This is a genomic window from Polaribacter ponticola, assembly GCF_026191475.2.
In the GTDB taxonomy this organism is placed as follows: domain Bacteria; phylum Bacteroidota; class Bacteroidia; order Flavobacteriales; family Flavobacteriaceae; genus Polaribacter; species Polaribacter ponticola.
On record NZ_JAOSLC020000003.1, the window covers coordinates 2,413,721 to 2,440,302 of the forward strand.

Consider the following 26,582-nt stretch of genomic DNA (forward strand, 5'->3'; position numbering starts at 1 on the left):
AGTATTAAAAAGCAAATCCGAATGTAAAGGCTAATCTAGGTCCATCATTACTATTAAAAACAGAAAGATTTCCAGAAATCATATTTGCTGCGTTAAAGAAAACACCACCTCCAACAGATGTGTTAAAAGATGTGTCTTTAAAAGTTGTATTTTGTTGCCCCCAAACACTTCCGTAATCAAAACCTCCAAAAACACCAATATTTAAAGGAACTAGACTTGTTTTAAAGCGTCTTAAATTTAATCGAACATCAGAACTATGATAAAAAGAGTTTTCACCTGTAAAACGCTGATTTCTATATCCTCTTAAACCATCATTTCCGCCAATATTTGCAGCTTGATAAAATTCATATCCATCACCTAAAGTAAAATGAGATTTTAGTTTTGTAGCAAAAACCAATTGCCCGCTAGAAACTAGTTTGTGATCAAAGGAAATGGAAGGTATAAAATACCCAAAATTGTTTTTATTATCTAAGTTAGTGGTATAACCAGTTACTAAATCTATTTCCATTCCCATTGTAGGGAAAGCAGCATTGTCTGTATTTTTAAAATGGTAATTAGCTTCTGTATTTAAGAATTTCTGACTTTCAAAAATAGGGTCATTTATACTAAATTCACTGTTAACAAATCGGTTAGCAGTATTTTCTATTTTTGTAGTTTGGTAGTTGATGCCTAACTTTATTTCTGCATCTAAATCTCCTTTCCATTGTAAGAATGTACCTGCTATAAATTTTCTAATTTTTACTCTATTATAGTCTTCTTCCTTTAAATCGTCGGCTTCTAAGTTTATTGAGTTATTACCTAATCCAAAAAAGTTCATAGCAAAGTTTGGGCTAGTCATAGTTGCATTAAAACCAAGATTCCAATTACTAATTACATTTGCAATTTCAGAAGAGTAATTAAGTTCGAAACCATTAGTAGCAAAGAAGTACGAAGCAGAAAGTGTATGTTGAGAGCTAAAAGGATTTCTTTCAAATCCGTAAACTGTATATACATTAGAAAGGCCTAATTTTATACCGTCATCAGGATTAAAACCAATTGTTGGTGTTGTTAAATTCTGATTGTTTTTTAACTTTTTGTAATCATAAACATTTGTTTCATAGTCATCCGTTAATTTTACTTTTCCTTTATTGGTTGTAAACGTATTTTTCTTAGTTTTAAAATCGTAGATATTAACTTTTTTACCATTTAAAATATTGTAAGTGTCATTATTTTGACCTCCAATAATTCTAATTCTAATCACGTTTTTAGCATCACCTTTTACAACAAACGTATCATCATCATCTAAACCATAGATCCATATTTCTTTAGTATTTTTATTAGTATAGGTTCGTTGATGAAAAATAGAACCTTTTTCGCCTTTTTTTATTCTAAAAGCAGTAATCTTCGTTTGTCCGTTTTGTAATCTTTCAATGTCAAACCAATCATCTTTTTGAGTTCCTGTTATAACCTGAAATTTATTTATATGTTTAAAATAAGAGTCAGAAATTTTCTGTAAGTTTTTTCTTCGACCTTGAATTTTTCTTTTTATTGTTGATATGGTTTCATCTTTTACTTCCTCAGGAAAGTTTGTAAAAGCTTTATCAATTATAATATCTGTAATATTGTTCTGAATAAGTTTAACTTGTTCATCCCATATACTTTTACCAGCATTAGAAATTAAAACCATATCTAAAGGATAAGGTTCTAAATTAAACCATTTTGGACTTTTTAATTCTTCTGAGTAAGATTGCATTAAACGTAACGTAGGTATTATTTTTGTGGCAGTATTTAGTAATGCACCATCTCCAAAAATAGAAAAAGCCTGGTCTCTATCTCTTGGTATTGGTCTGTAAATTGTTTGTTTACCTTCTTTAAAAATTGCCCATCTCCATTGGTCTTCGTGTCTGTCCCAATCACCAATTAACATGTCGAATAAACGAGCTTTAATGTATGCTTTTTCATCTAAAATATGATGTTCGTTTTTACTTAAGTTCTTTAATAAATCGTCTGTACTAATTACTTCATCAGCAAAACCAAAACTAGCTTTATCACCATGACCAGAAGCTGCACGTTCTTCAATCATATAAAGTTCATTTCCAAATTCTGAATTAAAATGACCTAAACTATTTTGTTTAGGAATGTAATATAAAACAGGATTTGTATGATAAATACCAACAGCATCAGATAATGTACCAATTGTAAAAGGCGCATACGGATGAGAGCCTGTAAAAACATCCATTAATAAACCTTCAGTTTTAGTATCGTTAAATTGGCCTTCTATATATTGATCTTTAAAAGCCACAGCTTGTAAATACTGAACCGCATTTTTTCGTAAAGCGCGCATTACATATTCTCTACCTTTTTTATCTTGTAACCGTAATGATTTAGATTGATGACCTCCACCTTTTCTTACAGGTGTTAAACCTCCAAAAAGAGTATCTAAATCTACGGTTGGTGCAATTACTTCTGTTCCAAAATACTTTCTATAACGTTCTCCCCATAAATATCGATAAAACCCTTTTTTAGTAACCTCTTCTTTAGTGTAAATTGCTGCTTTTTTTCTGAAACTCTATTTTTAGGAAAGGTGTTAAATACCTTTCTTTCATTTGGTGATAGCACTTGAGCTTGGTATACAATTTTATCATCTTGTGCAGTATAAAAACGTACAATAGAAGAACCATCTTTATAAATGTCTAATTTAGCAAAACCTTGTGCAGCATAAGTAAATTTGGCGCCTCCAGATAATTTTGTTGCCATTGTTTTTGAACCAGAACCACTTATAATTTGTGGTAAATTGTCTTGTACAATGTACTGTAAATTATGATCGTGACCAGAAACAAAAATTGCTTTATCATTTTCTTGAGAGATGGTTACTAAATGTTTTTTTAACTGATTATATTTCTTGTTTTGAATATCTGTATTTGTAAGTCCAGAAGTTTTTCTAATTAAATTTTTTACTGTTCCTAAAATTGGCAGAGGACTTAAATGACTTTTTAGAGAAAATTTTCCTCCATGAGAACCATTTGTAAACATTGGATGGTGTAAGGCAATAATGGTTGTTTTACCGCGAGATTTTTTAATTAAGCTTTCAAATTCATCAAAAAATTTAGTTCTTGTTTTTATCTCACAATTATCATTTATGGTTGGGTGATTGTCCCAATTTGTTAAAAACCAATGTGTATCAACAATAATTAAAACAATGTCTTTAGATATTTTTACTCTTTCTAAAGGGCAACCGTTTTGTGGTAAAAAAGAATTTTTGCCTAATGCCTTTTCAACTAGTTTTTCTTCTCGTTTTAATCCGTCTAAACCGTTATACCAATCATGGTTTCCAGGAATAAATATCGATTTTCCTTTAAATTGTTTTGCAACATCTGTTTGTGCGCTTATTCTTCTTTTTGCAAGTGCATAGTTTTTGGCAGTTTTATCAGGAATACCCGTTTCGTAAACATTATCTCCTAAAAAAAGTAACGTAGCATTTTCTGTAGCATTTTCAGTTTTACTTTTTAAATAATCTAAAGCAGGAGAGTTTTTAGTTAAAGTAGAATTACCAGCATCACCAATTAAATAGAAAGAATGTACAATTTCAGCAACCTCTTTCTCAATTTTATGAATTTGTTTATCTGCTACTTGCATTTCCATTGTAGCGCAGGCGGTAATAAACAAAAAGAATAAGAAAAATTTAAATAATTTCATAAGCACGAAAATAACTCTTTTAATTTTGACTTTTGAATAGGAGTAAATCTTCTTTGGTATCTATATCAAAGAAATTTGTTGTTGTTTTTGGACAAAGAACTTTATTTCTATTCTTATTGATAAATTCTTTTGCGCCTTTATCACCCTTAATTAGTAATAAATTTGAAAAATACATTTTAGGAAAAATAACAGGAACACCTATTTTTTTCATAGTTAGAAGCAATAATTAGTTCTTTGTTTTTTTGAGACAAATTAAGCATAGTTTTTAAATAGGAAGTTTCTATTGCTGGTTGATCTCCCAATAAAACAAATACTCGATCAAAATTTAATTGTTGTTTTTTAAAATATATTAATCCAGAAACAATACTAGAACTTAAACCTATTTCAAAGTTTTTATTTTCGATAAAATGAATGTTTTTATTTGAAATTTCCGATTTGATTTTATCAGAATTTGCACCTAAAACACAATAAAGGTTCTTTGTATTAATCTCTTTTATTTTATCTAAAGTAATCTCTAAAAGGTGTTTGTTGTTTATTTTCTCTAACTGTTTTATGCTATTCATTCTAGATGATTTCCCTGCAGCTAAAACTAAAAAAGCAATATTTTTCATTGGTTAATTATGGATTTTACCATTTATTTTTCTCAGAGAAAAAGGTTCTTTTTTTCTAATTACAGATAATATTTCAGCAACAATAGAAACGGCAATTTCTTCTGGAGTTTGCGCACCAATATGTAAACCAGCAGGTGTGTAAATATGATCTAAAAACTCGTATGCAATATCTGGTACAAACTCAAAAAGCTCATTAAATAAACGTTCTCTTCTTTTAGGCGCTCCTAAAATTCCTATATATCTAGGATTGTGTTTAGCTAATTCAATTACGTATTTTAAATCTTGAACGTAACTATGATTCATAATAACAATTGCTGTATTCTCTTCTATGTTTGTAAATTCTATTGTTTCTGGAGTGTTACCAATAACCGAATTTGCTCCAGGAAAGTCTTTTAATTGTTTACTATCTTTTGCAGAGGTAATTACATCAATTTCCCAACCTAAAGTAGCAGCAACTTTACATAATTTAACTGCATCATGTTCTCCACCGATTATAATCAGTTTAAAACTAGGTTGTATTGTCTGATTAAAGCTAGCGAGGTTTTTTTGTCCTGATAATTAAATGTTTCAGAAAATACAAACTTTTCTTTGTTGTAAAAAGTTACTACAGAACCAAAGTTACCAAAGCTTTCATTTTCTTTTGTAAAAACACTTGTAATTTGTATTGTTTCTCTTTCTAAATTTGCTTTAGTAAAACGAGTAAGAAATTTATTAGAAACTAAAAAAGGCTCTATTAAAACATATAATACGCCTTCGCAACCTAACTTATATCTACCATCGTATGTAATAACTTTTGGTTTATGATCTAGAAATACACTTTTAGATCTGTGAATAATTTCTTTTTCTACACAACCACCACTAACAGCACCAACAGAATTTAAATCTTCAGAAATTAACATTCTAACTCCAGGTTTTCGATAGGATGAACCTTCTAAATACACAACAGTTGCAAGTACATTTTTCAATCCATTTTGTTGATTGATAATAGCTTGATTGATTATTACTTTGAGTTCGTGATTCATTAATAAAAACTAATATTTAGGCCTAAATATAAAACTTTTAAAATTGGTTGGAATACGATTCTTATAGCTAAAAACTAAACTAATTCAGTGTCTATAATTATTTTACTTTGTAAAGTTTTATGAACAGGACATTTAGCTGCAATCTCTTTTAACCTCTTAATTTGCTTTTCATCTAAATTTCCAACAAATTTCAGTTTCTTATTTAAGTGATCAAAACGAGTTGGTTTTTCTACATCAATATTTAAATCATCGCTATGTTTTTTAGAATAGGTTATGTAGACAAAAACCTCTTGTAAATCCCATTTTTTACGTTCTGCATACATTTTTAACGTCATAACTGTACAAGCAGCTAAACCTGCGCTTAAAAAATCGTATGGTGAAGGACCAAAATCATCGCCACCAACACTTGCAGGTTCATCGGCAATAAAAGAATGGTTTTTGGTTTGAATAGATGTTGTAAAATTATCTTCTAAGAGGTTTAAATGCCCAACTAATTGTTCTCCATCTGTAGAAAGCATGTTGTTTTCTTCAGGTTCAAAATAGCGCTCTACCCATGTATCAATCATATTACCAACATAAATACTATCTTTTGGTTTTGATAATAAATGATCTGCGTCATCTAAACTAACAAAGCTTTTTGGATGAATAGCGTTATGATAAATTTCATGCGCATTTTCTATCCCTACAACTTTATCAAAAGGAGCGTGCATTACCAAAATTGGTTTGCGTAAATCTTTAATAATTTTAGGTAAATCGGTTTTTCCAAAATCGTTTACAAATTCTTGATTTATCTTAAAAGGACGACCGCCAATTTTAACTTCTACATCGCCTTTTTCTGGAATATCGTTTATTCCGTGAGAAAATAAATGTGTTACATGACCAACAGTTGCGGGTGCACCAATAGTAGCAACAGCTTTTACGTTTTCTAATTTAGAAGCAGCAACAATAACTGCCGCTCCTCCCAAAGAATGACCAACTAATAATGAGGGTGCTTTGTAGTTTTTTTCTAAAAAAGTACTAACGTCTAATAAATCTTCTACGTTGGCAGAAAAATGACTTTCAGCAAATTCTCCTTCACTGCTTCCTAAACCTGTAAAATCGAAACGTAAAACGCCAAAACCATGATTAGATAAAGAACTACTAATATTTTTTACAGCATTAAAATTACTATTGCAAGAAAAACAATGTGCAAAAATGGCAAATTGATTTGGTTTCTGGTTTGCAGGTAATTCTAAATACGCTTGTAATTTTAAGCTTTTCCTATTTTCAATTTCTAATCTAACGGTGTTCATTTTTTTTGATTTATTAGGTAGTCGGAATAAGATGAGCAACTTTACGTTTGTCTATGTTTTTAGAAAATTTCTGTAGTAAAAATTTTAGTTTTGGGTTGATGTAATTTTTACAAAAAGGTTTATCAGGGTTTGATTGATAATAATTCTGAAACTCTACTGTATTTGGTTTAAAACTATTAAAAGATAATGTTTTGGTGATAATTTTATCATTAAAATTAGCTTGTAATTTGCTAATTATATCTAAACTTTCTTCTTTTTGTAGATTAGAAAAATAATAAATAGCAGAACGGTATTTCGTTCTCATAGAATGGTTGCTTGTGCTTTTATGCGTTAATAAATGGATTTCTATCAACGTTTTTAAAGCAATTTTATCAGGATGAAAATGAACAATAACAGCTTCTGAAAACGTATTATTTTTTTCTGTGGATGCAACCCAACCTTGTTGTACTTTATCAACACCAATCAAACTTTGAAAAACAGCTTCTGTACACCAATGGCAACCGCCACCAAAAGCAATTTTGGTTAATTCCATGCTAACTTTTTTCTTTCTGCCCAATAAGCATCAGTAGAAATTTTAAAAGAATTTAACGTTTCAATTTCATCATCAGAAAGTAAAAAATCATTTAATTTTAAATTTTCTTTAAGTTGATTTGTATTACTTGCGCCGCTTAAAACAATAGCATTTGTAATTGTTTGTTCGCAATATTTTAAAGAAATAGCATCTACACCAACATTATAATTTTTAGAAATTTGTTCTAAAATATCATACATTTTTTTATAATTCGGATATTTTTTATTGCTAAAAACCCTTCCGTTTGCTAAGGCTTCTTTTATAACAATTGATTTTTTTACTGATTAGTTTATCTAAAACCTCTTGTAAACTTTGATCTAAGAAATTATACGTTACTTGAAATACATCAAAAATAGGTTCATCATAAACTAAAACATTCAATGCTTTTTTAATTACTTCTACTTGGTTTGTTCCTGTGGTTGTTAAGCCAATTTTCAGGTTGAATTCCTTTTTTAAATAGCCTAAATACTCTAAGACTTCGGTATTTTCTAAAACACCAGTTTCTAAAGTTGCAGAATGAATTTGATACACTTTTAAGTAGTGTAGAAGCTGTTTAGAAAAAGCCCATTGTTCTTTTAATTTAGCTAAACTATGCTCTTTTACTTCGTGTACTGTTGCATTTACATCAAAATTTGCTGTGTACGTGTAACCCCATTTTGTAGCAACTTCAATGGTTTTATCATCTTTTGTTTGCAACCATTCTAATAATAATTCTTCTGCCAAACCATAACCAGGAGCCGTATCAAAATAACGGATTCCTAAATTATAAGCTTCTTCTAAAACTATAAAACTTTGTTTTCTAAATTCTGCTAAGTTAGAATTATCACAACTTTCTGTACGAACATTTATGTATTGTGGTCTTCCTAATGCAGCGGTTCCTAATCCTATCATAATTAATTTTTAAATTGTCATTTTGAGCGAAATGAAATGGAGTCGAAAAATCTATATTTATAAAATTAGATTTCTCCACAAGGTCGAAATGACAGGGTGTTTTATTTTTTATGAACTACAAGATAACATAGAGCAACCTACTTTGTTTCTTGCCCATTCTGGTCTTTTTGCAAACCATTTTTCGTTTTCTGGCTGTTCTGCGTATGGTTTTTTTAAAAGTTGAAATAGTTCGTCAATTAAAGTGTAATTTCCTTTGTCAGCTTCATCAATTGCTAATTGAGACATGTAATTACGCAACACATATTTAGGATTTACCAAATCCATTTGTTCTTTTCTTTCTTCGGATGAAATTCGTTCTATTGCAAGTCTATCCGCATATTTTTTAAACCAAGTATTCCATCTGTTTTTTACGTCTTCAGAAATGTTTTCTAAATCGTAAAAAGCATTTATAATCAATTGAAAACCTGATTTTTCATCAGTAAAATCACTTAATTTTCTAAAGAAAATCGTCATATCGGTTTCTACTAATTGTAAGTTTTCTTCTAAATCCTGAATCAGTTTTAAATCATCTTCATCAGAAGCAACTAAACCTAACTTCGATTTCATCATTTGTAAAGATTGTTTTTCAAAATCGATTTTATATTGCTCTAAAATGGTGTTTAGTGGTTCTACTTCTTCAATAATCGGATACAAAGCATTTGCCAATTGATACAAATTCCACAAACCAATATTTGGCTGATTTCCGTAACGGTAGCGCTTATGTTGTCTGTCGGTTGTATTTGGTGTCCAACCAAAATCGAAACCTTCCAACCAACCATAAGGGCCAAAATCTATGGTTAAACCCAAAATAGACATATTATCTGTATTCATCACTCCGTGTACAAAACCAACACGTTGCCAATCGATAATCATTTTTAAAGTTCTCTCAGAAACTGCCTTAAAAAAGTTAATATAACTTTCTTTGGACGGTTTTCCTAAATGCGAAAAATGATGTTTGATGGTATAATCGACTAAATTTTTTAAGTTTTCGGTGTCTTTTCTAGCAGCAAAAATCTCAAAACTTCCAAAACGTAAAAAACTTGGTGAAATTCTAGAAACAATGGCGCCTTGTTCATACGCCGGATTTCCATCGTATAAAACATCACGTAAAACATTATCACCAGACAAACTTAAAGACAAAGATCTTGTGGTTGGCACGTTTAAATGAAACATGGCTTCTGCACATAAATATTCTCTTACGGATGAACGTAAAACAGCTAAACCATCTGCCGCTCTAGAATACGGAGTTTCACCTGCTCCTTTTAATTGTACTTTCCAGTTTTTATTTTGATGTTCAACTTCAAATAAATTAATGGCTCTTCCGTCTCCTAATTGCCCTGCCCAATTACCAAATTGATGTCCGCCATAACACATTGCAAATGGTTTTGTATTCGGATAAATCTCGTTACCAGTAACAATATTTTTAAAGAATTCTGATTTTAAATCTTCTTCATAAATATTTAATTCAGCAGTCATTTCTGGCGAAACGTGTAATATTGTTGGTTTTGCAGTTTTCTTTGGATTTGCAAAAGAAAAAGCAGCATTTTCTACCTGTCTTCTTGAGTTTTCTATATTAGAATCCGCGGGTAATTCTGTAGTAAAAGTGTTTTTTATATTTAAATTCATTTGTCAGTTTTATTAAGAGATAAAAAATGTTTACTATTCATTATTAGCTTTGTCAATCCATTTTAAAAGATCTTTGTCAGAAGGATTTCTTAATTTTTTATTATTAATAGTAATTGTAGGAAAATTTAGCTTTTTATTTTCATACAAGTTACGTAATTCTTCTGCAAAAAGTTCATTCTTTTTAACATCTAAAAACGCGTAATCTAAATTACGCGTTTCTAAGAATGTTTTGTAGTATAGAGTTTTATGACAATTTTCTGTGCCAAATAATTTAATCATTTTACTTCAGTTTATCTGCGTGTAATTTTCTAAGTTTAGATAACTTTGGCTCTATTACAAAACTACAATATCCATAGCTTTGATTATTTTTGTAAAAATCTTGATGCTCTTGTTCTGCTTCATAAAAAACAGGTATTTTACTTAATTCTGTTTCAATTTTATCAGAATAATAAGGTTGAATTTGTTTCAACACTTCTTCAGCTATTTTCTGCTGATTTTCATTATGATAATAAATTACAGAACGGTATTGTGTTCCTCTATCTGCACCTTGCTGATTTAATGTTGTAGGATCATGAGTTGTCATAAAAATGACTAAAATGTCTTCAAACGAAATAATATCAGCATTAAAAGTGATTTGAATAACTTCTGCATGACCAGTTAAGCCAGAACAAATTTCTCTATAGGTTGGTTTACCAGGAACATTACCGCCAGCATAACCAGATACTACTTTTTCTACACCCTTTACTTTCTGGAATACAGCTTCTGTACACCAAAAACAACCACCGCCTAAAGTGGCAATTTGTACGTTTTTGTTCATTCTATAAATTCCCTTTCTCTAATTGCATAGACTCAGAATTAATACAATAACGCAATCCGCTTGGTTCTGGTCCATCAGGAAAAATATGCCCTAAATGCCCATCGCAAGTATTGCACATAACTTCAACCCTAACCATACCAAAAGAAATATCTTTATGATATTTAATTGCATTCTCTTTAATCGGTTGCGTAAAACTTGGCCAACCAGAATTAGAATCGAATTTTATTGTAGAATTGAATAATGGTGTATTGCAACAAATACAGTTGTATTGCCCTTCATCATAAATACTACACAAAGCCCCAGAATTAGGTCTTTCTGTACCTTTTAAACGCGTTATTCTAAACTGCTCAGAAGATAGAATTTCTTTCCATTCTGCTTCCGTTTTTTCAACTCTTTTATCTGGAGTTGGGTTTCCTTTTGTTGTAAACTTAATTACTTCTTTCCATGTTAGCATAAATAGGTTCTTTCATTTTAAAATTAGTGTAATAGGCTCAAATTTTTAGTCGAAAAACAACTATTATCCTTACAAAGGATTGAGCTGAAAGTTATAGCTAAAATTACGACAAAACTGTTAAAAATAAAAGCAAGTTTTATTTGCTTATTTTTGTTTAAAATAGAAAAATAATGAGTTTGCTTATTTCTGAAGTAGAAAAATATATTTTTAACTTATTTAATGATAAGTTAGACGTAAATTATACTTACCATAATTTAGTACATACACAAAAAGTTGTTGAAAAAGTTCTAGAGTTATCAGAAGATCTAAAATTAGATGAAACCTCAATAGAAAACTTACAAATAGCTGCATGGTTTCATGATAGTGGTTTCATATATGGAGCTAATAAACATGAAAATGAAAGTATAAAGATTCTAAAGATTTTTTTAAAGATAAAGATATAAACGATATTAGAATAAAAGAAATTTCTAGATTGATTTCGGCTACTAAAATGGGATATATTCCTACGAATGATTTAGAGAAAATTATTTCTGATGCAGACTGTGCTCATTTAGGGAGTAAAAGTTTTGAGGATAAAGCAGAGTTGTTAAGAAAAGAGTGGGAGACTACTGAAAATAAAGTATTTTCTGACTCTGATTGGATAGCTGAAAACATAACATTTTTAACCCAATCTCACAAGTATTATACAGATTATGCTTTAAAAAACTGGAGTAAAGGAAAAGAAAAGAATTTAGCCAAATTATTAAAAAATCAAAATAAATTAAAAGAAGGTTTAAAGAAGTTTAAGCAAAAAAAGGAAACCTTACTACTCAAAAAAATAAGAGTGAAGTGCCAGAAAGAGGTGTAGAAACAATGTTTAGAGTTGCTTTAAAAAACCATATGACTTTAAGTAATATTGCAGATACAAAAGCTAATATTTTATTGTCTGTAAATGCAATTATAGTTTCTTTAGCTTTATCTAACTTGTTGCCTAAATTAGATAATCCATCAAATAGTTATTTAATATTACCTACTATTGTATTTATAGTTTTTACTGTAGCATCAATAATCTTGTCTATTTTAGCTACAAGACCAAATGTTACTGAAGGAAAATTTAATAAAGAAGATGTAGCAAACAAAAAAGTAAACTTATTGTTTTTTGGGAATTTTCATCAAATGAAATTACCAGACTTTGAATGGGGAATTCAAGAAATGATGAATGACAAGGATTATTTATATGGATCTTTAACTAAAGATCTGTATTTTTTGGGCTTAGTTTTAAATAGAAAATATAAAATTTTAAGAATTACCTATACCGTTTTTATGATTGGTATTATTGTAAGTGTTTTGGCATTTGCAATCTCTTTTAGAGTTCAGGAAACTGGAAAAGTTTTATAAATCTAAGCTTCAATTTCTTTAATAAGATCGTTAAAAGTAATAGTATCTTTTTCGTTAAAATCTTTTTGATAAATTACTTCTACTCTCAAGGCTTTTAAACCAGCAACGCCTTGTAAATCTTCTAATTCTAAAAATTCAATTTTTCCTAGCTGATTTCTAGATTGTAAAAAATTAATATATTTAATATATTCTAAGGCATCCTTGTCTTGAGAATATACAATGGCAATTTTTCCAGGGATTGTTAAACGTTCGTTAGTTCCTTTTATATTTGCTTTGTCAATTCTCTTTTTAATAATTTCATATCTAATGTTGTAAGCTCCATCAACATCAAATTGTTTTTCATCCATTCTAAACTTAATAGCCATAGGATTGCTATGAACCAAAATTAATGAAGCTACTCTTAGTTCTTCATCCATGTTTTTTCGTTCATTAAAGGCTATGTTTTCCATCTCACACATGGTTTGTAATTGCCACAAACGCAAGTTGTAAAGATAAATCTCGTCAAAAGAATCTTCTTTGGTAATAGATTGCCCTATATACATGTTAAACTCTACACCATCGGTCTTGTATCTTTCAAAATAATGAGGATACATTTTCTGAGCATCTTTTTGTTTTAAGTCTATATATTTAGCAAGTTTATCGTTTAAAATATTTACGCTTTTTTCGTATCCTTTTCTTTTTCATAAACAACACCTAGTTCTTTATCTAAACGTTCCATGTAAATTTTTACTTTATCAGAAAGATTTGTATTTAATTCTTTTACATGATTAAAAACAGGATAAATGTCGCGTTTTAAAAACTCTAAAATATTTATTTCATCGCCAGCATTTAAACCTTTTTTTACATCAGTTAAATATGTAGCAACTCTAAACATAAGTTCATTATATATAGGAAGAGATTCTTTATTACAAGCTTCTTTTAAAACATTGATAGCTAAAGAAAGTTGAGTACTTAAGTCTTCTTGTATTGCTTTGTTTCTAGATTCTGAAGAGCCTTTTATATCACTTTGACCATATAACGGATAAACATCATTAAAGATAATTTCATCTAATTTAGCATTTTCATCTGTTTGATGTTCTAGGTGGTATTTTTCTGCTGCTTCATAAAAACGCCATTTCACAGCGCTATGAATGGAAGTATAATGTTCTTGTATTGTAGCTTCTAAAACGTTTTGACGTTCTTCTGAAGTTCTTTTTACAGGAGCTTCAAAAACTGGAATAATATCTTTTAGTTTATTAACATTAACAGAGTTTAGCTCATAAGCTCTTGGTGAAGCTATTTCTAGTAATGCTAAATCTCCGTTTTCTGTAGCTTCAATTGGTATTAAAATAATACTTTTAATATTTGCTTTATGTAAGTTCTGGTAAAATAAATTTTTGTTAGTGTTTTTACCATAGTTTTCTACATCAGATATAATAAAAGTTTCATGGTTTTTAAATACTTTTTCTAAGATTCCGCTGCAAAAATAATTAGAATCACAATTGATCTCGGTAGAAGTGTTTAGTATGATACTGTTAGATTTTTTAACAGCAGTTTCACAAATTTTAGTATTGATATTATCAAAAATAGAGTAGCCTAGTTTTAGGTCTTTTAAACTATAGAAATCTCTTAAGTTATTTTGTAATTTAGTTAATAATTGATCTCCACCTTCTAGTAAATTAGCTTTTATTGACGAGAGCATTTCCTCTGCAGTAACATCAAATAAATTAATAATTCCAAACCCCTTAAAAATATAGCTATTAGGAGGGAATTTTTCTCTCCATAAATCTATATTTTCAAAATTATTAAGAAGTTCTTTAAAATCGTCTTCGGTAAGAGTTGGTGCATTCTCTGTTTTAATAATTTCAGAAAAATCTCCATTAAAAGCAGCTCTGTAATATTTCATTGTTCCTGTTGTCTTATCAGGAATATTAAAATAAAAAGGTCTTTTTACATCTACTTTAAAGTTATAAACAAAGCCAAGTATAAATGTACAAGCTATAATGTACATATCATCATTTTCAAAATTACGAACGTTTAATTCATAATCTTCTCCAGCATTCTTTAAAATATTTTCGAATCTTTCTGTAAACTTAAATGATGTAAATGAAAACGGTACACTTGCCGCTTTAATTTCATTTAATTGTAAAGGTTCTGGGAATAGTGGATTAAGTAAAAGATTTATTTCTTTCTTATGTTTTTCTAATAAAGTATAATCTGAAAAGCCATCAATTAACTCAGGCTTTTTTTAAAAAGCGCTACCATTTCACTGGCAGAACCATGAAATGGATGATCAGAAAATTCCTTACCAGCATATTTTTCAAAAAGTTCAAAAACTTTTTTGAAAGAAATATTTAACTGAAGAGGTAATTCTTTTTCTTGATCTGAATTAGATTTTAAGATTTTCATTATATAAAAATTTTACGACTAAACTTATAATTAGCTTATAGAATTAGACGTTATAATTCTTTAAATGTTACAAATAACTTAAGTAATTATTTTTGTCTAAAATAAATAGTAATTGGTACACCAGATAAATCGTACATTTCTCTTAACTTATTCTCTAGAAAACGTCTGTACGGGTCTCTAACATATTGTGGTAAGTTACAAAAAAATGCAAACTGTGGTGTTGGTGTTGGTAGTTGCATGCAATATTTAATTTTTACAAACTTACCTTTTGTTGCTGGTGGCGGATAGCTTTTTACAATTTCTAACAACGCATCATTTAATTTACTTGTAGGAATTTTGAATTTTCTTCTTTCAAAAACTTCTACAGCAGTTTCTATTGCTTTAAATAAACGCTGTTTAGTTAGGGCAGAAATAAACACAATTGGCACATCTGTAAAAGGTTCAATTTGTTTTCTAACCATAGCTTCATAATCTCGCATGGTATTGGTTTCTTTGTCTACTAAATCCCATTTGTTTATTAAGATTACAACACCTTTTCTGTTTTTTTCTGCTAACCAAAAAATGTTTTGATCTTGTCCTTCAAAACCACGAGTTGCGTCAACTACTAGAATAATAACATCAGAATATTCTATTGTTCTAACAGCACGCATTACAGAGTAGAATTCTAAATCTTCTTTTACTCTAGATTTTTTTCTAATTCCTGCAGTATCTACAAGATTAAAATCGAATCCAAAACGGTTGTATTTTGTATCAATAGAATCTCTAGTTGTACCTGCAATATTGGTTACAATGTTTCTATCTTCTCCAATTAAGGCGTTTATAAATGAAGATTTACCTGCATTTGGTCTTCCAACTACGGCAAATCTTGGTAATTCTTCTTTTTCTAAGTCAACTTCTTCTGGTTCTGGCATTTTTTCTGCTAATGCATCTAATAAATCACCTGTTCCACTTCCGTTAATAGATGCGATTGTATGGTATTCTCCTAAACCTAAGTTGTAGAATTCTACAGCATCTGGTTCTCTCATTGCATTATCAACCTTGTTAACTACCGTAAAAATTGGTTTTTTTACTTTACGTAAAAGTTTTGCAACTTCTGCATCCATTGGTGTAATACCATCTTCTACATTAACCACAAAAACAATTAAATCTGCTTCATCAATAGCTAAATTTACTTGTTTTCTTATTTCACCTTCAAAGATATCATCAGAACCAGTAATATAACCACCTGTATCTATAACAGAAAACTCTTTTCCATTCCAATCAGATTTTCCATAATGTCTGTCTCTTGTAACTCCGCTTACAGAATCTACAATAGCCTCTCTTCTTTGTACCAGTCTATTAAAAAGTGTCGACTTTCCAACATTTGGTCTCCCTACAATGGCAACAATACTATTATTCATTTGAATTGAAATTTTTTGCAAAGATACAATTTAACCTACGAATAATTGTTATAACTTTATAGTGATATAAATAGTCTAAGTTATGAAAAATAGTTTTACAGCAATTGCGTTTTCGTTAGCAATTATAATTGCTGCTTATTTGATAGGAAATTCTATTATTAATAGGAATAATGGACAAGGTTCTATTTCTGTTACAGGTTTAGGAAATGCCAATTTCACATCAGATTTAATAGTATGGGAAGGTTCATTTTCTAACCGTAATCTAAATTTAAAAGAGGCTTATAACGATTTAGAAAAAGATAAAAAAGTTATTGTAACATATTTGGTTTCTAAAGGAGTAAAACCAAATGAAATTGTTTTTAAAGCTGTGCAAAGTAGAAAAAATACAAAAGCTAAATATACTAATGGTAAATATGCTGGAGAAGATTTTTTAGGTTACATTCTTACACAGTCTTTACAAATAGATTCAAAGAATGTGGAAGAAGTAGAAAAAATATCACGAGAAATTACAGAGTTACTAAACAAAGGAATTCAATTTTATTCGCAACCACCAAGATATTATTATACAAAACTAGCAGATTTAAAAGTTGAAATGATTTCTAAGGCAACAGCAGACGCAAGAGCAAGAGCTGAAAAAATTGCTGAGAACTCTGGGGGTAATTTAGGTGTATTAATTTCTGCAAAAATGGGAATATTTCAAATTACTGGACAAAACTCTAAAGAAGAGTATTCTTGGGGAGGAACTTTTAATACTTCTTCGAAAGAGAAAACAGCATCAATAACAATGAAGTTAGATTATAAATCGGAATAAATAATGAATCTTTTAGTAGAAAAAAGAAACAGTGAGGTTTCTTTAAGGCCAAGGTTTACAATTGATTTGGAAGAGAGTTCAAAAGAGCTACTTCAAAGATTTACAAATGAACTAAAAAAAGACGACTGCGGTTTTTTAGGAAATGTTGTAGATGAACATGTTTTTATTTCCGTTTCTAAAAATGAAGAGCATTTTTGGTCTCCTCAATTGCATTTAGAAATTTCAGAAATATCAAAAGACACTTCGATTTTAAAAGGATTATTTGGTCCAAAACCACAAGTTTGGACATTTTTTATGTTTATTCATTTTGTAATTGGTATTTCCTTTTTAGGGTTTAGTGTATTACTCTACACTAGAATTTCACTAAACGAGTCAATCTTTTTTCCGCTTACAATGATGATTGTTTTGCCTTTTGTTTGGACTGTTTTATATTTTTTAGGAAAAATAGGGAAGGACACAGGTAAAAATCAAATGAAAAAATTACATGATTTTATGATAAATATTATTGGAAAATAAAAACCTACATTACTTAAAATCGAAACTATAAAATAGTTATTTTAATTTGTGAAATTATTCTGTAAATTACAGAATAAAATAAAGGTTTTTAACTTTTTTTTTAGGGGGTTTATACCCTTTTTTCTGTTTTTGATAATATTGTTTGTTCGATTAATTCTTTGTTTTTAAGTGTTTTATGTTTGTTTGTTGTGTAATTCATATTTTTATTTTTTCTACTGTTTAGTTTTTTTTGTTATTATTGTTAAACCAAACCAAAGTATTTAAAATCACTAAGTTACATTTTTAGCCTTTTTTAAAGGCTTAACGTGTCGTATTTTAGAAAAATAAAAACTGCCTATGAAATCAACTATACTTTCTGCTTTTTTACTTTTTTTCACACACTTATATTATAGTCAAGATACAGTTTCTGTTTCTGGAGGCATTGCTTCTGGTTCTGGATCTGTTAGTTATTCTGTAGGACAATTATTTGTTTCTACAGTTTCTTCTAATAGCGGTTCTGTTACTAATGGTGTACAGCAAAGTTTCGAATTATTTACTTTGGTAAATCCAGAATTAAAAACATTAACTTTAAAAGCTATCACATTTCCAAACCCAACTAAAGATAATATAATGTTGTCTTTAACGGATAATGACTTAAAAGAATTGTCATATAAAGTTTATGATATTAATGGCCGTTTGGTTAGAAAAGGAAAAGTAAATAAAGAAAATACTCCCATATCTATGAATAACTTATCTAGAGGTGTATACTTACTTAAAGTAAATCAGAATAAGAAACGACTAAAAGTATTTAAAATTATAAAAAACTAAAGATGAAAAAGATATTTTTAATTTTAGCACTAGTTATAACAACAGTCTCTTTAGCACAGACGCCAGAGAAAATGAGTTATCAAGCTATAGTAAGAAATACAGATGGTAATTTATTAAGTGAAAAAACTGTGGGTATGCAAATAAGTGTTTTAAAGAGCACTTCTTCTGGTACTGCAATTTATATAGAAACACATTCTGTAACAACAAATGTTAATGGGCTAGTAACTTTAGAAATTGGAATGGGATCTGTTGTTACTGGTGATTTTTCTGTTATAAATTGGGGAGATGATAAATATTTTATAAAAACAGAAACAGATTTAGAAGGTGCTTCCAATTATACGATATCTGGAACTAGTCAATTATTAAGCGTCCCTTATGCTTTTCATGCAAAAACTGCTGGGAACCTAAAAAATTATAAAATTGGAGATTTTGCTCATGGAGGTGTTGTTTTTTGGGTAGATGAAACTGGACAGCACGGTTTGGTTTGTTCGAAAGAAAATCAAAGTACTTCTGTAAAATGGTTTGCAGGAACTTTTGGAAAAACTTTAGCCAAAGGAAATGGTTTGTATGCAGGTAAAACTAATAATACTATAATTATTATGTCTACATATGCTGTAGTAGGTGATAATGGAGACTCGTATGCAGCTAGATTGTGCAATGAGTTAGTAGTTTCAGAAAATAACAATCAATTTGGCGATTGGTATTTGCCAAGTGAATATGAATTAAGTTTAATGTATCAAAACAAAGCAGAAATAAACACAACTTCAACAGCTAATGGAGGTGAAAACCTTATAAACGATGTTTATTGGAGTTCAACAGAAGACTCAGACAACACTGCTTTGGGATTTAATTTTTCAGACGGACAGGAATCTTCAATTTTAAAAAGTTTTCAAAATCGAGTAAGAGCCATTAGGTCTTTTTAATTAAAATCAAGGAGTTAAAATTATTATTGAAAAAGTAAAATATAATTTATTGCAATCCCCCAAATTATGTGATAAGAAAACAATTTCCATAAATGAATAAAATTAAAACTGTTTTAATAGATTCTCAAGAATCTTCTTTAGCAAGGTTTAAAGATTTGTTAACTAAATTCAATGAAGTTGAATTGTTAGCAACTTTTGAAGATTCAAAAGAGGGGTTAGATTTTATTTTAAAAAACGAACTTGATTTAGCATTTGTTCAAATAGAAATGCCAAATATATCTGGTTTAGAGTTGGCTGAGGAAGTTAGTAAAAGAGGTACAGATGTTAAAATCGTTTTAGTTTCTGCGCATTCTCATTATGCAATAAAAGCATTGAAAGCATCCGTTTTTGATTATTTATTAAAACCTATTTCTATAGATGAGTTAAAAATATCTTTACAACGCTTTAATACAAAGTATAAGATTAACTTAAATAGTAGAGAACTGCAAATTATTAGAGAAATGTCTAATGGATTAAGTAGCCAAAATATAGGCGAAAAACTATTTATTAGTAGGCACACTGTAGATACTTATAGAAGATCTATCTTAGAAAAATCCGACTGCCAAAATACAGCACAGTTAATTAAGTTTGCTTTAAAAAGCGGTTTAATTTAATCTATTTATTCGCTCAATTGTACATTTTGTTCGTTAAAATACTCATTAATGAGGTTTATTAACATTGTATATGATTAGAAAGATGCAGGTTTACATTGTTAGATTTGTATTTCTCTAAGGTCTAACCACTTTATAAAAATTGAATTGAAAAAAATAAGTTATAAAACTAACCATTATGAATAAAAAAATTACTCTCGATCTTGTAGGTAAAACAAGCCTATTTAGCTTTTTGCTAATTGCTATGCTTTCATTACAAACATTTAGCCAAGTAGATTTACAAGCTACAGTTACAAACGAAACCTGTTTTGGTGATTCAAACGGTAACGTTGTTTTAAATCCTACTAACGGAACAGCTCCTTATACTTTTGGAGAATTTTTTAATGATAATTTTTCAGGAGGGATCACTTTTGGAAATTATGTAGGAACAGCGATAACAACTTCAGATACTAATTCTGAATTAAGTTTAATACCTGTCTCGGCTTCGGATTCATGGGAAAGTGCTTTTGTTAGTAATCAAACTTTTACAAGGGAAGCTGGTTTAACTTTTGAAGGTAGTGTTTATATTCCTGATTCAGATTATAAAGCAATAATGATTGGTTTTAATGATGGGTTAAATAGTGGAGAAGGTTCAGTTCAACATGGGCTTTACTTCTTTGATAATGGAGGTGATACAGATGTTACAGCAAGATGGTCTGTAGGCGCATCTGCTATAAATGGAGGAACAAGTTATACTAATAACAATGGTCAAGGTCATTGGTTAGATTTTAAAATTGTATTAAATGCTCAAGCTGGCGCAACGTATTCTGTAAAAAGAGAAGGAGAAGCAAATTATACAAATACACATACTGCTAATGTAGGTTCTTTAGCAACATTTAAAATTGGAGTACAAGCTAATGTAGGTTCTGGTGGAGTTGTTACAAGTAATACTTTGCATAAAAATTGGAGGGTATATAAGACTGCTACTGCAACAACAAATTTATCACCAGGAAGCTATACTTATAATGTTACAGATGCCAATGGAAGTTATGATTCATTAACGGTAACTGTAGCGAGCGATACTGAAGCCCCAACAATAACAATAACTAATGGAGCTATTGTAGCTCATGAAGCTAAAACTGCATATGTAGATTCAGGTGCTGTAGCAAATGATAATTGCTCAGCTACTTTAACAAATACTGTTAATAATGTTCCAGCAAGTCCAAATTTGGGGCAATATACTGTAGATTATACAGCTACAGATACAGCTGGTAATTCTGTTACATCATCTAGGACTGTTAATGTTGTAGATACTACTTTGCCAATTATTTCCTTAAACTCATCAGGAGTATTAACTATGGCGGTAGGTACTGTGTACTCCGAGTTAGGTGCTACTGCAGCGGATAATTACGATGGAGATATTTCTGCAAATATCGTAGTAGATGATTCAAATGTAAATGCATCTGTTGTAGGGGTTTATTCAGTTACTTATAATGTAAATGATTCAAGTTCAAATAGTGCAACAGAGGTAACAAGAACAGTTAATGTTGTAGACACAACAGATCCAATAGCTATTGCTAATGCGGGGCCAATTGTAATAAACTTAAATGGCACAACAACTATTACAGCTCAAGATGTTGATAATGGTTCTTCAGATAATTATGTAGCCGGAGGAATTTCTTTAAGTATAGATAAGTCAAGTTTTAATTGTAATGATTTAGGGAATAATACTGTAACCTTAACGGTAACAGATTCATCAAACAATACAAGTACAACTACAATTATTGTAAGTGTAATAGATGATGTAGAGCCTTTAAATGTTATGTTAATTAACCCTGCATATGTGCATCCAACTGGAACTGGTTATGTAGAACAAGGATTTATGTATGATGAAGAATGTTTAAATAGAACAGAAATAATTTCGAGTGACTTAGATGTAAATCAATGGGGTACTTATACCATTGTTTATAAATTAGTAGATGATTCTGGTAATGAATCAGCTACAATTACAAGAACTCAGGTTGTAAATAATACGCCTACTACCAATGCAGCTAATTTTACTGTTAATCAAGATACTAATAATCATTTATTCGATGTTTTAGATGGAGATAGTTTTGGTCCAGATGGATATAAATCATTTGTAATATCAGGAAATAGAAGCACTCAAAATGGTACACTTGTATTAAATAACAATAACACGCCTTTAGATCCTACAGACGACACTGTTACATATTCTCCAAGAGCTACATATAATGGGCCAGATTCTTTTACATATACAATAGAAGATGAAAATGGAGATTCAGTAACAACTACAGTAAATATTGTTGTAAGACCAATTGTTCCAACTGCAGTTAATGATGATGTTGCTGTTGTAAAAAATAGTAGTAATAATATTATTTCAGTTTTATCTAATGATGATTTTGGAGGTAATGGTACACATTCAGGACACTCATTAACTTTTACAAATGGTAGTAATTCAAGCGCAAGCGCAAATGGAGGAGTAATAACAGTTAGTGGTGGAAATATTTTATATTCTACACCTAACGACTTTATAGGAGTCGATTCATTTGATTACACGATTACAGACGGAGATGGTGATGCTGATACAGCTACTGTGACAGTAACAGTAAGTACAGCAACAGATACACCATCTGCAGAAGCTGATATAGTAACAGTAAATCAAGATTCAACAGGTAATTTAATAAACGTTTTAGATAACGATGATTTCGGTACCGATGGTGCTGCAGCGAACCCATTAATAGTAACTGGTTCATCTGCATTAGGAGGAACTACAGCAGTTGTAAATGGAGAAGTTTCATACGATCCGGCAGCAAATTTTGTTGGAATTGATACTTTCGAGTATACAATTGAAGATTCTAATGGAGATACTTCAATAGCTACAGTCACTGTAACTGTAACAGAGGTTGTATTAGTAAATGGTGTACCAACAGCAGAAAACGATGCGGTAACAGTAAATGCTGGTCAGATGACAGTAATTAATGTTTTAGCAGATAATGGAAATGGAGCTGATAGTTTTGGTACAGATGGGGCTATTGATAATGGTTTAACAATGACTAATGGTACAATAACAAGTGCAAGTTTAAAAGGAAGCCTAATAAGTGTAGATCGTAACGGAACGGCAACAACTTTAGATGATGTATTTAATTACACACCTTCGGCATTAGCAATTGCAGATGAAACAGATGCATTTAGCTATACAATAACAGATGCATCTGGTGATGCTTCAACAGCAACTGTCACGGTAACAGTTGTGGCTATAACAGATATTCCATCAGCAATTGCAGATGTTGCAACAGTAAATCAAGATTCAACAGGTAATTTAATAGATGTTTTAGATAACGATGATTACGGTACAGATGGTGCCGCAGCAAATCCTTTAACAGTAACTGGTTCATCTACATTAGGAGGAACTACAGCAGTTGTAAATGGAGAGGTTTCATATGACCCAGCAGCAAATTTTGTTGGAATTGATACTTTCGAATATACTATTGAAGATTCTAACGGAGACACATCAACAGCTACTGTAACAGTAACAGTTGAAGAAATAGTTGTCGTAAATGGAGTGCCAACAGCGGTAGCAGATACTGTAATAGTCGCAGTAGATAGCTCGGACAATATTATAGATGTTGCAGATAACGATAATTTTGGTACTGATGGAGAACATGGGCTTCATCCTATTACTTTAACAAACGGAAAATTATCAACTGTAAGTAATAACGGAGGAGCAATTAACGTAGTTAATGGTAATGTTAATTATACACCACCTGCAGGTTTTAACGGTTCAGATTCATTTGATTATACTATTACTGATGGTAATGGAGATGCAGACACAGCGACAGTAACTATTACAGTAGGGGCTTTACCAACTGTAGCTATAGATGATTCGTTTTCTATAGATGTAGATGTGGCAACAAATTTAGATGTTTTAGCTAATGATTTACCTGGTGCAACCATAATTTCTCATGATGCAGTAAGTTTAGAAGGACATGCAATTAGTGGAACAACATCGTTACTTACTTATACTCCAACAGGAGGGTTTACTGGTACGGATAGTTTTAATTATGTAATAAGTGGAGGTTCAATAGCTACTGTAACTTTAACAGTAGGAGTAGTACTTCCAGTAAATCCAGCTCCAACGGCTCAAAATGATGCAGTAACAGTAAATGCTGGTCAGTTGACAGTAATTAATGTTTTAGCAGATAATGGAAATGGAGCAGATAGCTTTGGTACAGATGGCGCTATTGATAATGGTTTAACAATGACTAATGGTACAATAACAAGTGCAAGTTTAAAAGGAAGCCTAATAAGTGTAGATCGTAACGGAACAGCAACAACATTAGATGATGTATTTAATTATACTCCTTCAGCATTAGCTATGTCAGATGGTACAGATACATTTAGCTATACGATTACTGATGCTACAGGAGATGCTTCTACTGGTACAGTAACAGTAACTATAGCAGCTATTACAGACGCTCCTTCAGCAATTGCGGATGCTGCAACAGTGAATCAAGATACAACAGGTAATTTAATTGACGTTTTAGATAATGATGATTATGGAACGGATGGAGCAGCTGCTGCTAATTCATTAGCAGTAACAGGTACTTCTGCATTAGGAGGTACAACTACTGTAGTAAATGGAGAAGTTTCTTATGATCCAGCAGCAAATTTTGTTGGAATCGATACTTTCGAATATACAATTGAAGATTCAAATGGAGATAAATCAACTGCTACAGTAACGGTAACTGTTGAAGAGGTAGTTGTAGTAAACGGTACACCAACTGCAGTTGACGATACTATTACTGTATTTACTGGAAGTTCTGATAATATTATTGATGTAACAGATAATGATAATTTTGGTTCAGATAATGAACATGGAAATCATCCAATAACAATGCCAAATGGAAGCTTATCAAGCGCAAGTGCACATGGAGGAGCTATTAGTGTGGGCGATAATAATACAGTAAATGATTTAACTGATGATGTTATATTATATAGTGCACCAGCAGGATTTACTGGAGTAGATACATTTGATTATACAATTACAGATGGAAATGGAGATGCTTCTACTGCTACAGTAACTGTAACTGTAAATGCAGTAACAGATGCTCCATCTGCAGTAGCAGATACAGCAACAGTAAGCCAAAACACAACAGGTAATTTAATAGATGTTCTAGTTAACGATGATTATGGTACTGATGGAGCTGCAGCTAACCCGTTAACAGTAAATGGTTCCTCTGCATTAGGAGGAACAACAGCAGTTGTAAATGGAGAAGTTTCATACGATCCGGCAGCAAATTTTGTTGGAATTGATACTTTTGAATATACAATTGAAGATTCTAATGGAGATACTTCAACCGCTACAGTAACAGTAACAGTAACTGAGGTTGTTTTAGTAAACGGAATGCCAACAGCCGAAAATGATGTAGTAACAGTAAATGCTGGTCAGATGACAGTAATTAATGTTTTAGCTGATAATGGAAATGGTGTCGATAGCTTTGGAACTGATGGTGCTATAGATAATGGATTAACTATGACTAATGGTACAATTCTAAGTGCAAGTTTAAAAGGAAGCTCAATAAGTGTAGACCGTAACGGAACATCAGCAACGTTAGATGATGTTTTTAATTATACTCCTTCAGCTTTAGCAATTGCAGATGGGACAGATACATTTAGCTATACAATAACAGATGCTTCAGGAGATGCTTCAACTGCTACAGTAACGGTAACTGTAAACCCAGCTCCAGCTTTAGGTTTTACACCAGATTCTTTTATTGTTAACCAAAATTCTACAGATAACGAATTTGATGTTATGGCAAATGATACTGATGATGCTGGTTTTGCTCCAACAGATGTTAGGTTTTTAATAGAAAGTGTAGATCATTTAACAGGTACAACTGAATACGGAGGTACAGTAACTTTAAATACTAATGGAACAGCAAATGATACATCTGATGATGTTATAAATTATACTCCAGCAGTTAATTTTATAGGAACTGACACTTTTAATTATGTACCTGGAAATGATAGAAATACTCTAGTGCAAGTAACAGTAACTGTTGAAGAAGTAATTGTAGTGAATGGAACTCCAACAGCAGTAGCAGACTTTACGTCTGTAACGGAGGGAACAAATAACAATATTATTGATGTAACAGATAATGATAATTTTGGAACAGATGGAGAACATAGTAACCACCCTCTTACATTATCAAACGGTAGAGTTTCAACTGTAAGTAATAACGGAGGTGCTATAACTGTTAGTGGTGGAAATGTATTGTATTCTGCTCCTGCAGGATTTACTGGAACTGATTCTTTTGATTATACAATTACAGATGGAAATGGTGATGCAGCTACAGCTACAGTAACAATAACAGTTGCTGCATTAAAAAGCTTATCTGTTGGTACTTCTGGCATAAAAGTGTTCGAAAATGAATTTTTAGCTTATCCTAATCCAACTAAAGGGTATTTAAAGAGTACATTATTAAGTAGTATATCTACAAAAGCAACAGTATCAATTTTTGATATTACAGGTAAAGTAGTTTATAGTTCTAATTTAGAATTAAATAAAGGGAAGAATGAATTTGAATTAAACTTAAACTTGAAAGCAGGAATAATGTTTATAAAAATTACAAGTCCAGAAGTAAATTTTGGAACCTCAAAAATTCTATTCAAATAATATTATATAAATAATATTTCAAATAAAAAAAGAGGA

General features: G+C 30.5%; 26 protein-coding genes. 9 read left to right on the forward strand and 17 right to left on the reverse strand.

Features of this window, described 5'->3' with window-relative positions; all coding sequences use genetic code 11:
* Positions 1 to 4 precede the first annotated feature (4 nt).
* From N5A56_RS17565 to msrB, 13 genes are all read right to left on the reverse strand, one after another.
* Entirely contained in the window at positions 5 to 2,323 is a 2,319-nt protein-coding gene (locus N5A56_RS17565) for a ShlB/FhaC/HecB family hemolysin secretion/activation protein (protein WP_337994815.1), read from the reverse strand.
* A gap of 116 nt (positions 2,324 to 2,439) precedes the next feature.
* Positions 2,440 to 3,615 (reverse strand): metallophosphoesterase, encoded by a 1,176-nt coding sequence (locus N5A56_RS17570; RefSeq protein WP_337994816.1) that lies wholly within the window; start codon positions 3,613 to 3,615, stop codon positions 2,440 to 2,442.
* A gap of 236 nt (positions 3,616 to 3,851) precedes the next feature.
* Positions 3,852 to 4,286 (reverse strand): nucleotidyltransferase family protein, encoded by a 435-nt coding sequence (locus N5A56_RS16200; protein ID WP_274270559.1) that lies wholly within the window; start codon positions 4,284 to 4,286, stop codon positions 3,852 to 3,854.
* Between the two features lie 3 nt (positions 4,287 to 4,289).
* On the reverse strand, positions 4,290 to 4,805 hold the full coding sequence (locus N5A56_RS16205; protein WP_337994860.1) for an XdhC family protein: 516 nt from the start codon (positions 4,803 to 4,805) through the stop codon (positions 4,290 to 4,292).
* Positions 4,784 to 5,308: an XdhC family protein gene (locus tag N5A56_RS16210; RefSeq protein ID WP_265726410.1), complete on the reverse strand. Its 525-nt coding sequence runs from the start codon at positions 5,306 to 5,308 to the stop codon at positions 4,784 to 4,786. The genes N5A56_RS16205 and N5A56_RS16210 overlap by 22 nt, the downstream gene beginning before the upstream one ends.
* 74 nt (positions 5,309 to 5,382) lie before the next feature.
* The gene (locus tag N5A56_RS16215) at positions 5,383 to 6,600 is read right to left on the reverse strand and encodes a bifunctional alpha/beta hydrolase/OsmC family protein (RefSeq protein ID WP_265726409.1); all 1,218 of its coding nucleotides are present in this window, start codon (positions 6,598 to 6,600) and stop codon (positions 5,383 to 5,385) included.
* Between the two features lie 13 nt (positions 6,601 to 6,613).
* Positions 6,614 to 7,132, reverse strand: a complete 519-nt coding sequence (locus N5A56_RS16220; protein ID WP_265726408.1) for a peptide-methionine (S)-S-oxide reductase — start codon at positions 7,130 to 7,132, stop codon at positions 6,614 to 6,616.
* On the reverse strand, positions 7,123 to 7,371 hold the full coding sequence (locus N5A56_RS16225) for an aldo/keto reductase (RefSeq protein ID WP_274270560.1): 249 nt from the start codon (positions 7,369 to 7,371) through the stop codon (positions 7,123 to 7,125). Before N5A56_RS16225 ends, N5A56_RS16220 begins: the two co-directional genes overlap by 10 nt.
* Positions 7,372 to 7,399: 28 nt before the next feature.
* Positions 7,400 to 8,062 carry an aldo/keto reductase gene (locus N5A56_RS16230; RefSeq protein ID WP_274270561.1) on the reverse strand — a complete coding sequence of 221 codons (663 nt, stop codon included), beginning with the start codon at positions 8,060 to 8,062 and terminating at the stop codon, positions 7,400 to 7,402.
* 108 nt (positions 8,063 to 8,170) lie between these two features.
* A complete protein-coding gene (locus tag N5A56_RS16235; RefSeq protein WP_265726405.1) occupies positions 8,171 to 9,727 on the reverse strand; it encodes a protein adenylyltransferase SelO in 1,557 nt (518 codons plus the stop codon).
* 33 nt (positions 9,728 to 9,760) lie between these two features.
* The gene (locus tag N5A56_RS16240; protein ID WP_265726404.1) at positions 9,761 to 10,006 is read right to left on the reverse strand and encodes a glutaredoxin family protein; all 246 of its coding nucleotides are present in this window, start codon (positions 10,004 to 10,006) and stop codon (positions 9,761 to 9,763) included.
* A gap of 1 nt (position 10,007) precedes the next feature.
* Positions 10,008 to 10,544, reverse strand: coding sequence for a peptide-methionine (S)-S-oxide reductase MsrA (gene msrA / locus N5A56_RS16245; RefSeq protein ID WP_265726403.1), 537 nt, complete (start codon positions 10,542 to 10,544; stop codon positions 10,008 to 10,010).
* A 1-nt stretch (position 10,545) separates the two neighbouring features.
* Positions 10,546 to 10,998: a peptide-methionine (R)-S-oxide reductase MsrB gene (gene msrB / locus N5A56_RS16250; protein ID WP_265726402.1), complete on the reverse strand. Its 453-nt coding sequence runs from the start codon at positions 10,996 to 10,998 to the stop codon at positions 10,546 to 10,548.
* A 170-nt stretch (positions 10,999 to 11,168) separates the two neighbouring features.
* Between msrB and N5A56_RS17575 the strand changes: the two genes are divergently transcribed.
* Genes N5A56_RS17575 through N5A56_RS17585 form a run of 3 tightly spaced genes read left to right on the forward strand, consistent with a single transcriptional unit; the run spans position 11,169 to position 12,375 of the window.
* Entirely contained in the window at positions 11,169 to 11,441 is a 273-nt protein-coding gene (locus N5A56_RS17575; RefSeq protein WP_337994817.1) for a hypothetical protein, read from the forward strand.
* Positions 11,442 to 11,470: 29 nt separating this feature from the next.
* Positions 11,471 to 11,845 (forward strand): HD domain-containing protein, encoded by a 375-nt coding sequence (locus tag N5A56_RS17580; RefSeq protein WP_337994818.1) that lies wholly within the window; start codon positions 11,471 to 11,473, stop codon positions 11,843 to 11,845.
* On the forward strand, positions 11,827 to 12,375 hold the full coding sequence (locus tag N5A56_RS17585; RefSeq protein ID WP_337994819.1) for a Pycsar system effector family protein: 549 nt from the start codon (positions 11,827 to 11,829) through the stop codon (positions 12,373 to 12,375). The genes N5A56_RS17580 and N5A56_RS17585 overlap by 19 nt, the downstream gene beginning before the upstream one ends.
* A 2-nt stretch (positions 12,376 to 12,377) precedes the next feature.
* Here N5A56_RS17585 and N5A56_RS16260 read toward each other — a convergent pair whose 3' ends face one another.
* The 4 genes from N5A56_RS16260 to der all read right to left on the reverse strand — a co-directional run bounded on the left by N5A56_RS16260 (position 12,378) and on the right by der (position 16,163).
* Positions 12,378 to 12,968 (reverse strand): hypothetical protein, encoded by a 591-nt coding sequence (locus N5A56_RS16260; RefSeq protein WP_265726401.1) that lies wholly within the window; start codon positions 12,966 to 12,968, stop codon positions 12,378 to 12,380.
* Positions 12,969 to 13,027: 59 nt separating this feature from the next.
* Complete coding sequence (locus N5A56_RS16265) at positions 13,028 to 14,365, reverse strand: hypothetical protein (RefSeq protein WP_265726400.1); 1,338 nt, start codon at positions 14,363 to 14,365, stop codon at positions 13,028 to 13,030.
* Positions 14,366 to 14,586: 221 nt separating this feature from the next.
* Positions 14,587 to 14,763, reverse strand: a complete 177-nt coding sequence (locus N5A56_RS16270) for a hypothetical protein (RefSeq protein WP_265726399.1) — start codon at positions 14,761 to 14,763, stop codon at positions 14,587 to 14,589.
* Positions 14,764 to 14,849: 86 nt separating this feature from the next.
* Complete coding sequence (gene der, locus N5A56_RS16275; RefSeq protein WP_265726398.1) at positions 14,850 to 16,163, reverse strand: ribosome biogenesis GTPase Der; 1,314 nt, start codon at positions 16,161 to 16,163, stop codon at positions 14,850 to 14,852.
* An 82-nt stretch (positions 16,164 to 16,245) separates the two neighbouring features.
* Between der and N5A56_RS16280 the strand changes: the two genes are divergently transcribed.
* The 6 genes from N5A56_RS16280 to N5A56_RS16305 all read left to right on the forward strand — a co-directional run bounded on the left by N5A56_RS16280 (position 16,246) and on the right by N5A56_RS16305 (position 26,546).
* Positions 16,246 to 16,974 carry an SIMPL domain-containing protein gene (locus N5A56_RS16280; RefSeq protein ID WP_274270562.1) on the forward strand — a complete coding sequence of 243 codons (729 nt, stop codon included), beginning with the start codon at positions 16,246 to 16,248 and terminating at the stop codon, positions 16,972 to 16,974.
* Between the two features lie 3 nt (positions 16,975 to 16,977).
* Positions 16,978 to 17,490: a GTP-binding protein gene (locus tag N5A56_RS16285; RefSeq protein ID WP_265726397.1), complete on the forward strand. Its 513-nt coding sequence runs from the start codon at positions 16,978 to 16,980 to the stop codon at positions 17,488 to 17,490.
* A gap of 336 nt (positions 17,491 to 17,826) precedes the next feature.
* Positions 17,827 to 18,297, forward strand: a complete 471-nt coding sequence (locus N5A56_RS16290; RefSeq protein ID WP_265726396.1) for a T9SS type A sorting domain-containing protein — start codon at positions 17,827 to 17,829, stop codon at positions 18,295 to 18,297.
* A 2-nt stretch (positions 18,298 to 18,299) separates the two neighbouring features.
* Positions 18,300 to 19,220, forward strand: a complete 921-nt coding sequence (locus N5A56_RS16295; RefSeq protein ID WP_265726395.1) for an Lcl domain-containing protein — start codon at positions 18,300 to 18,302, stop codon at positions 19,218 to 19,220.
* A 92-nt stretch (positions 19,221 to 19,312) separates the two neighbouring features.
* Positions 19,313 to 19,873 carry a response regulator transcription factor gene (locus N5A56_RS16300; RefSeq protein WP_265726394.1) on the forward strand — a complete coding sequence of 187 codons (561 nt, stop codon included), beginning with the start codon at positions 19,313 to 19,315 and terminating at the stop codon, positions 19,871 to 19,873.
* A gap of 175 nt (positions 19,874 to 20,048) precedes the next feature.
* Complete coding sequence (locus N5A56_RS16305) at positions 20,049 to 26,546, forward strand: T9SS type A sorting domain-containing protein (RefSeq protein WP_265726393.1); 6,498 nt, start codon at positions 20,049 to 20,051, stop codon at positions 26,544 to 26,546.
* The last annotated feature ends 36 nt before the right edge of the window (positions 26,547 to 26,582 follow it).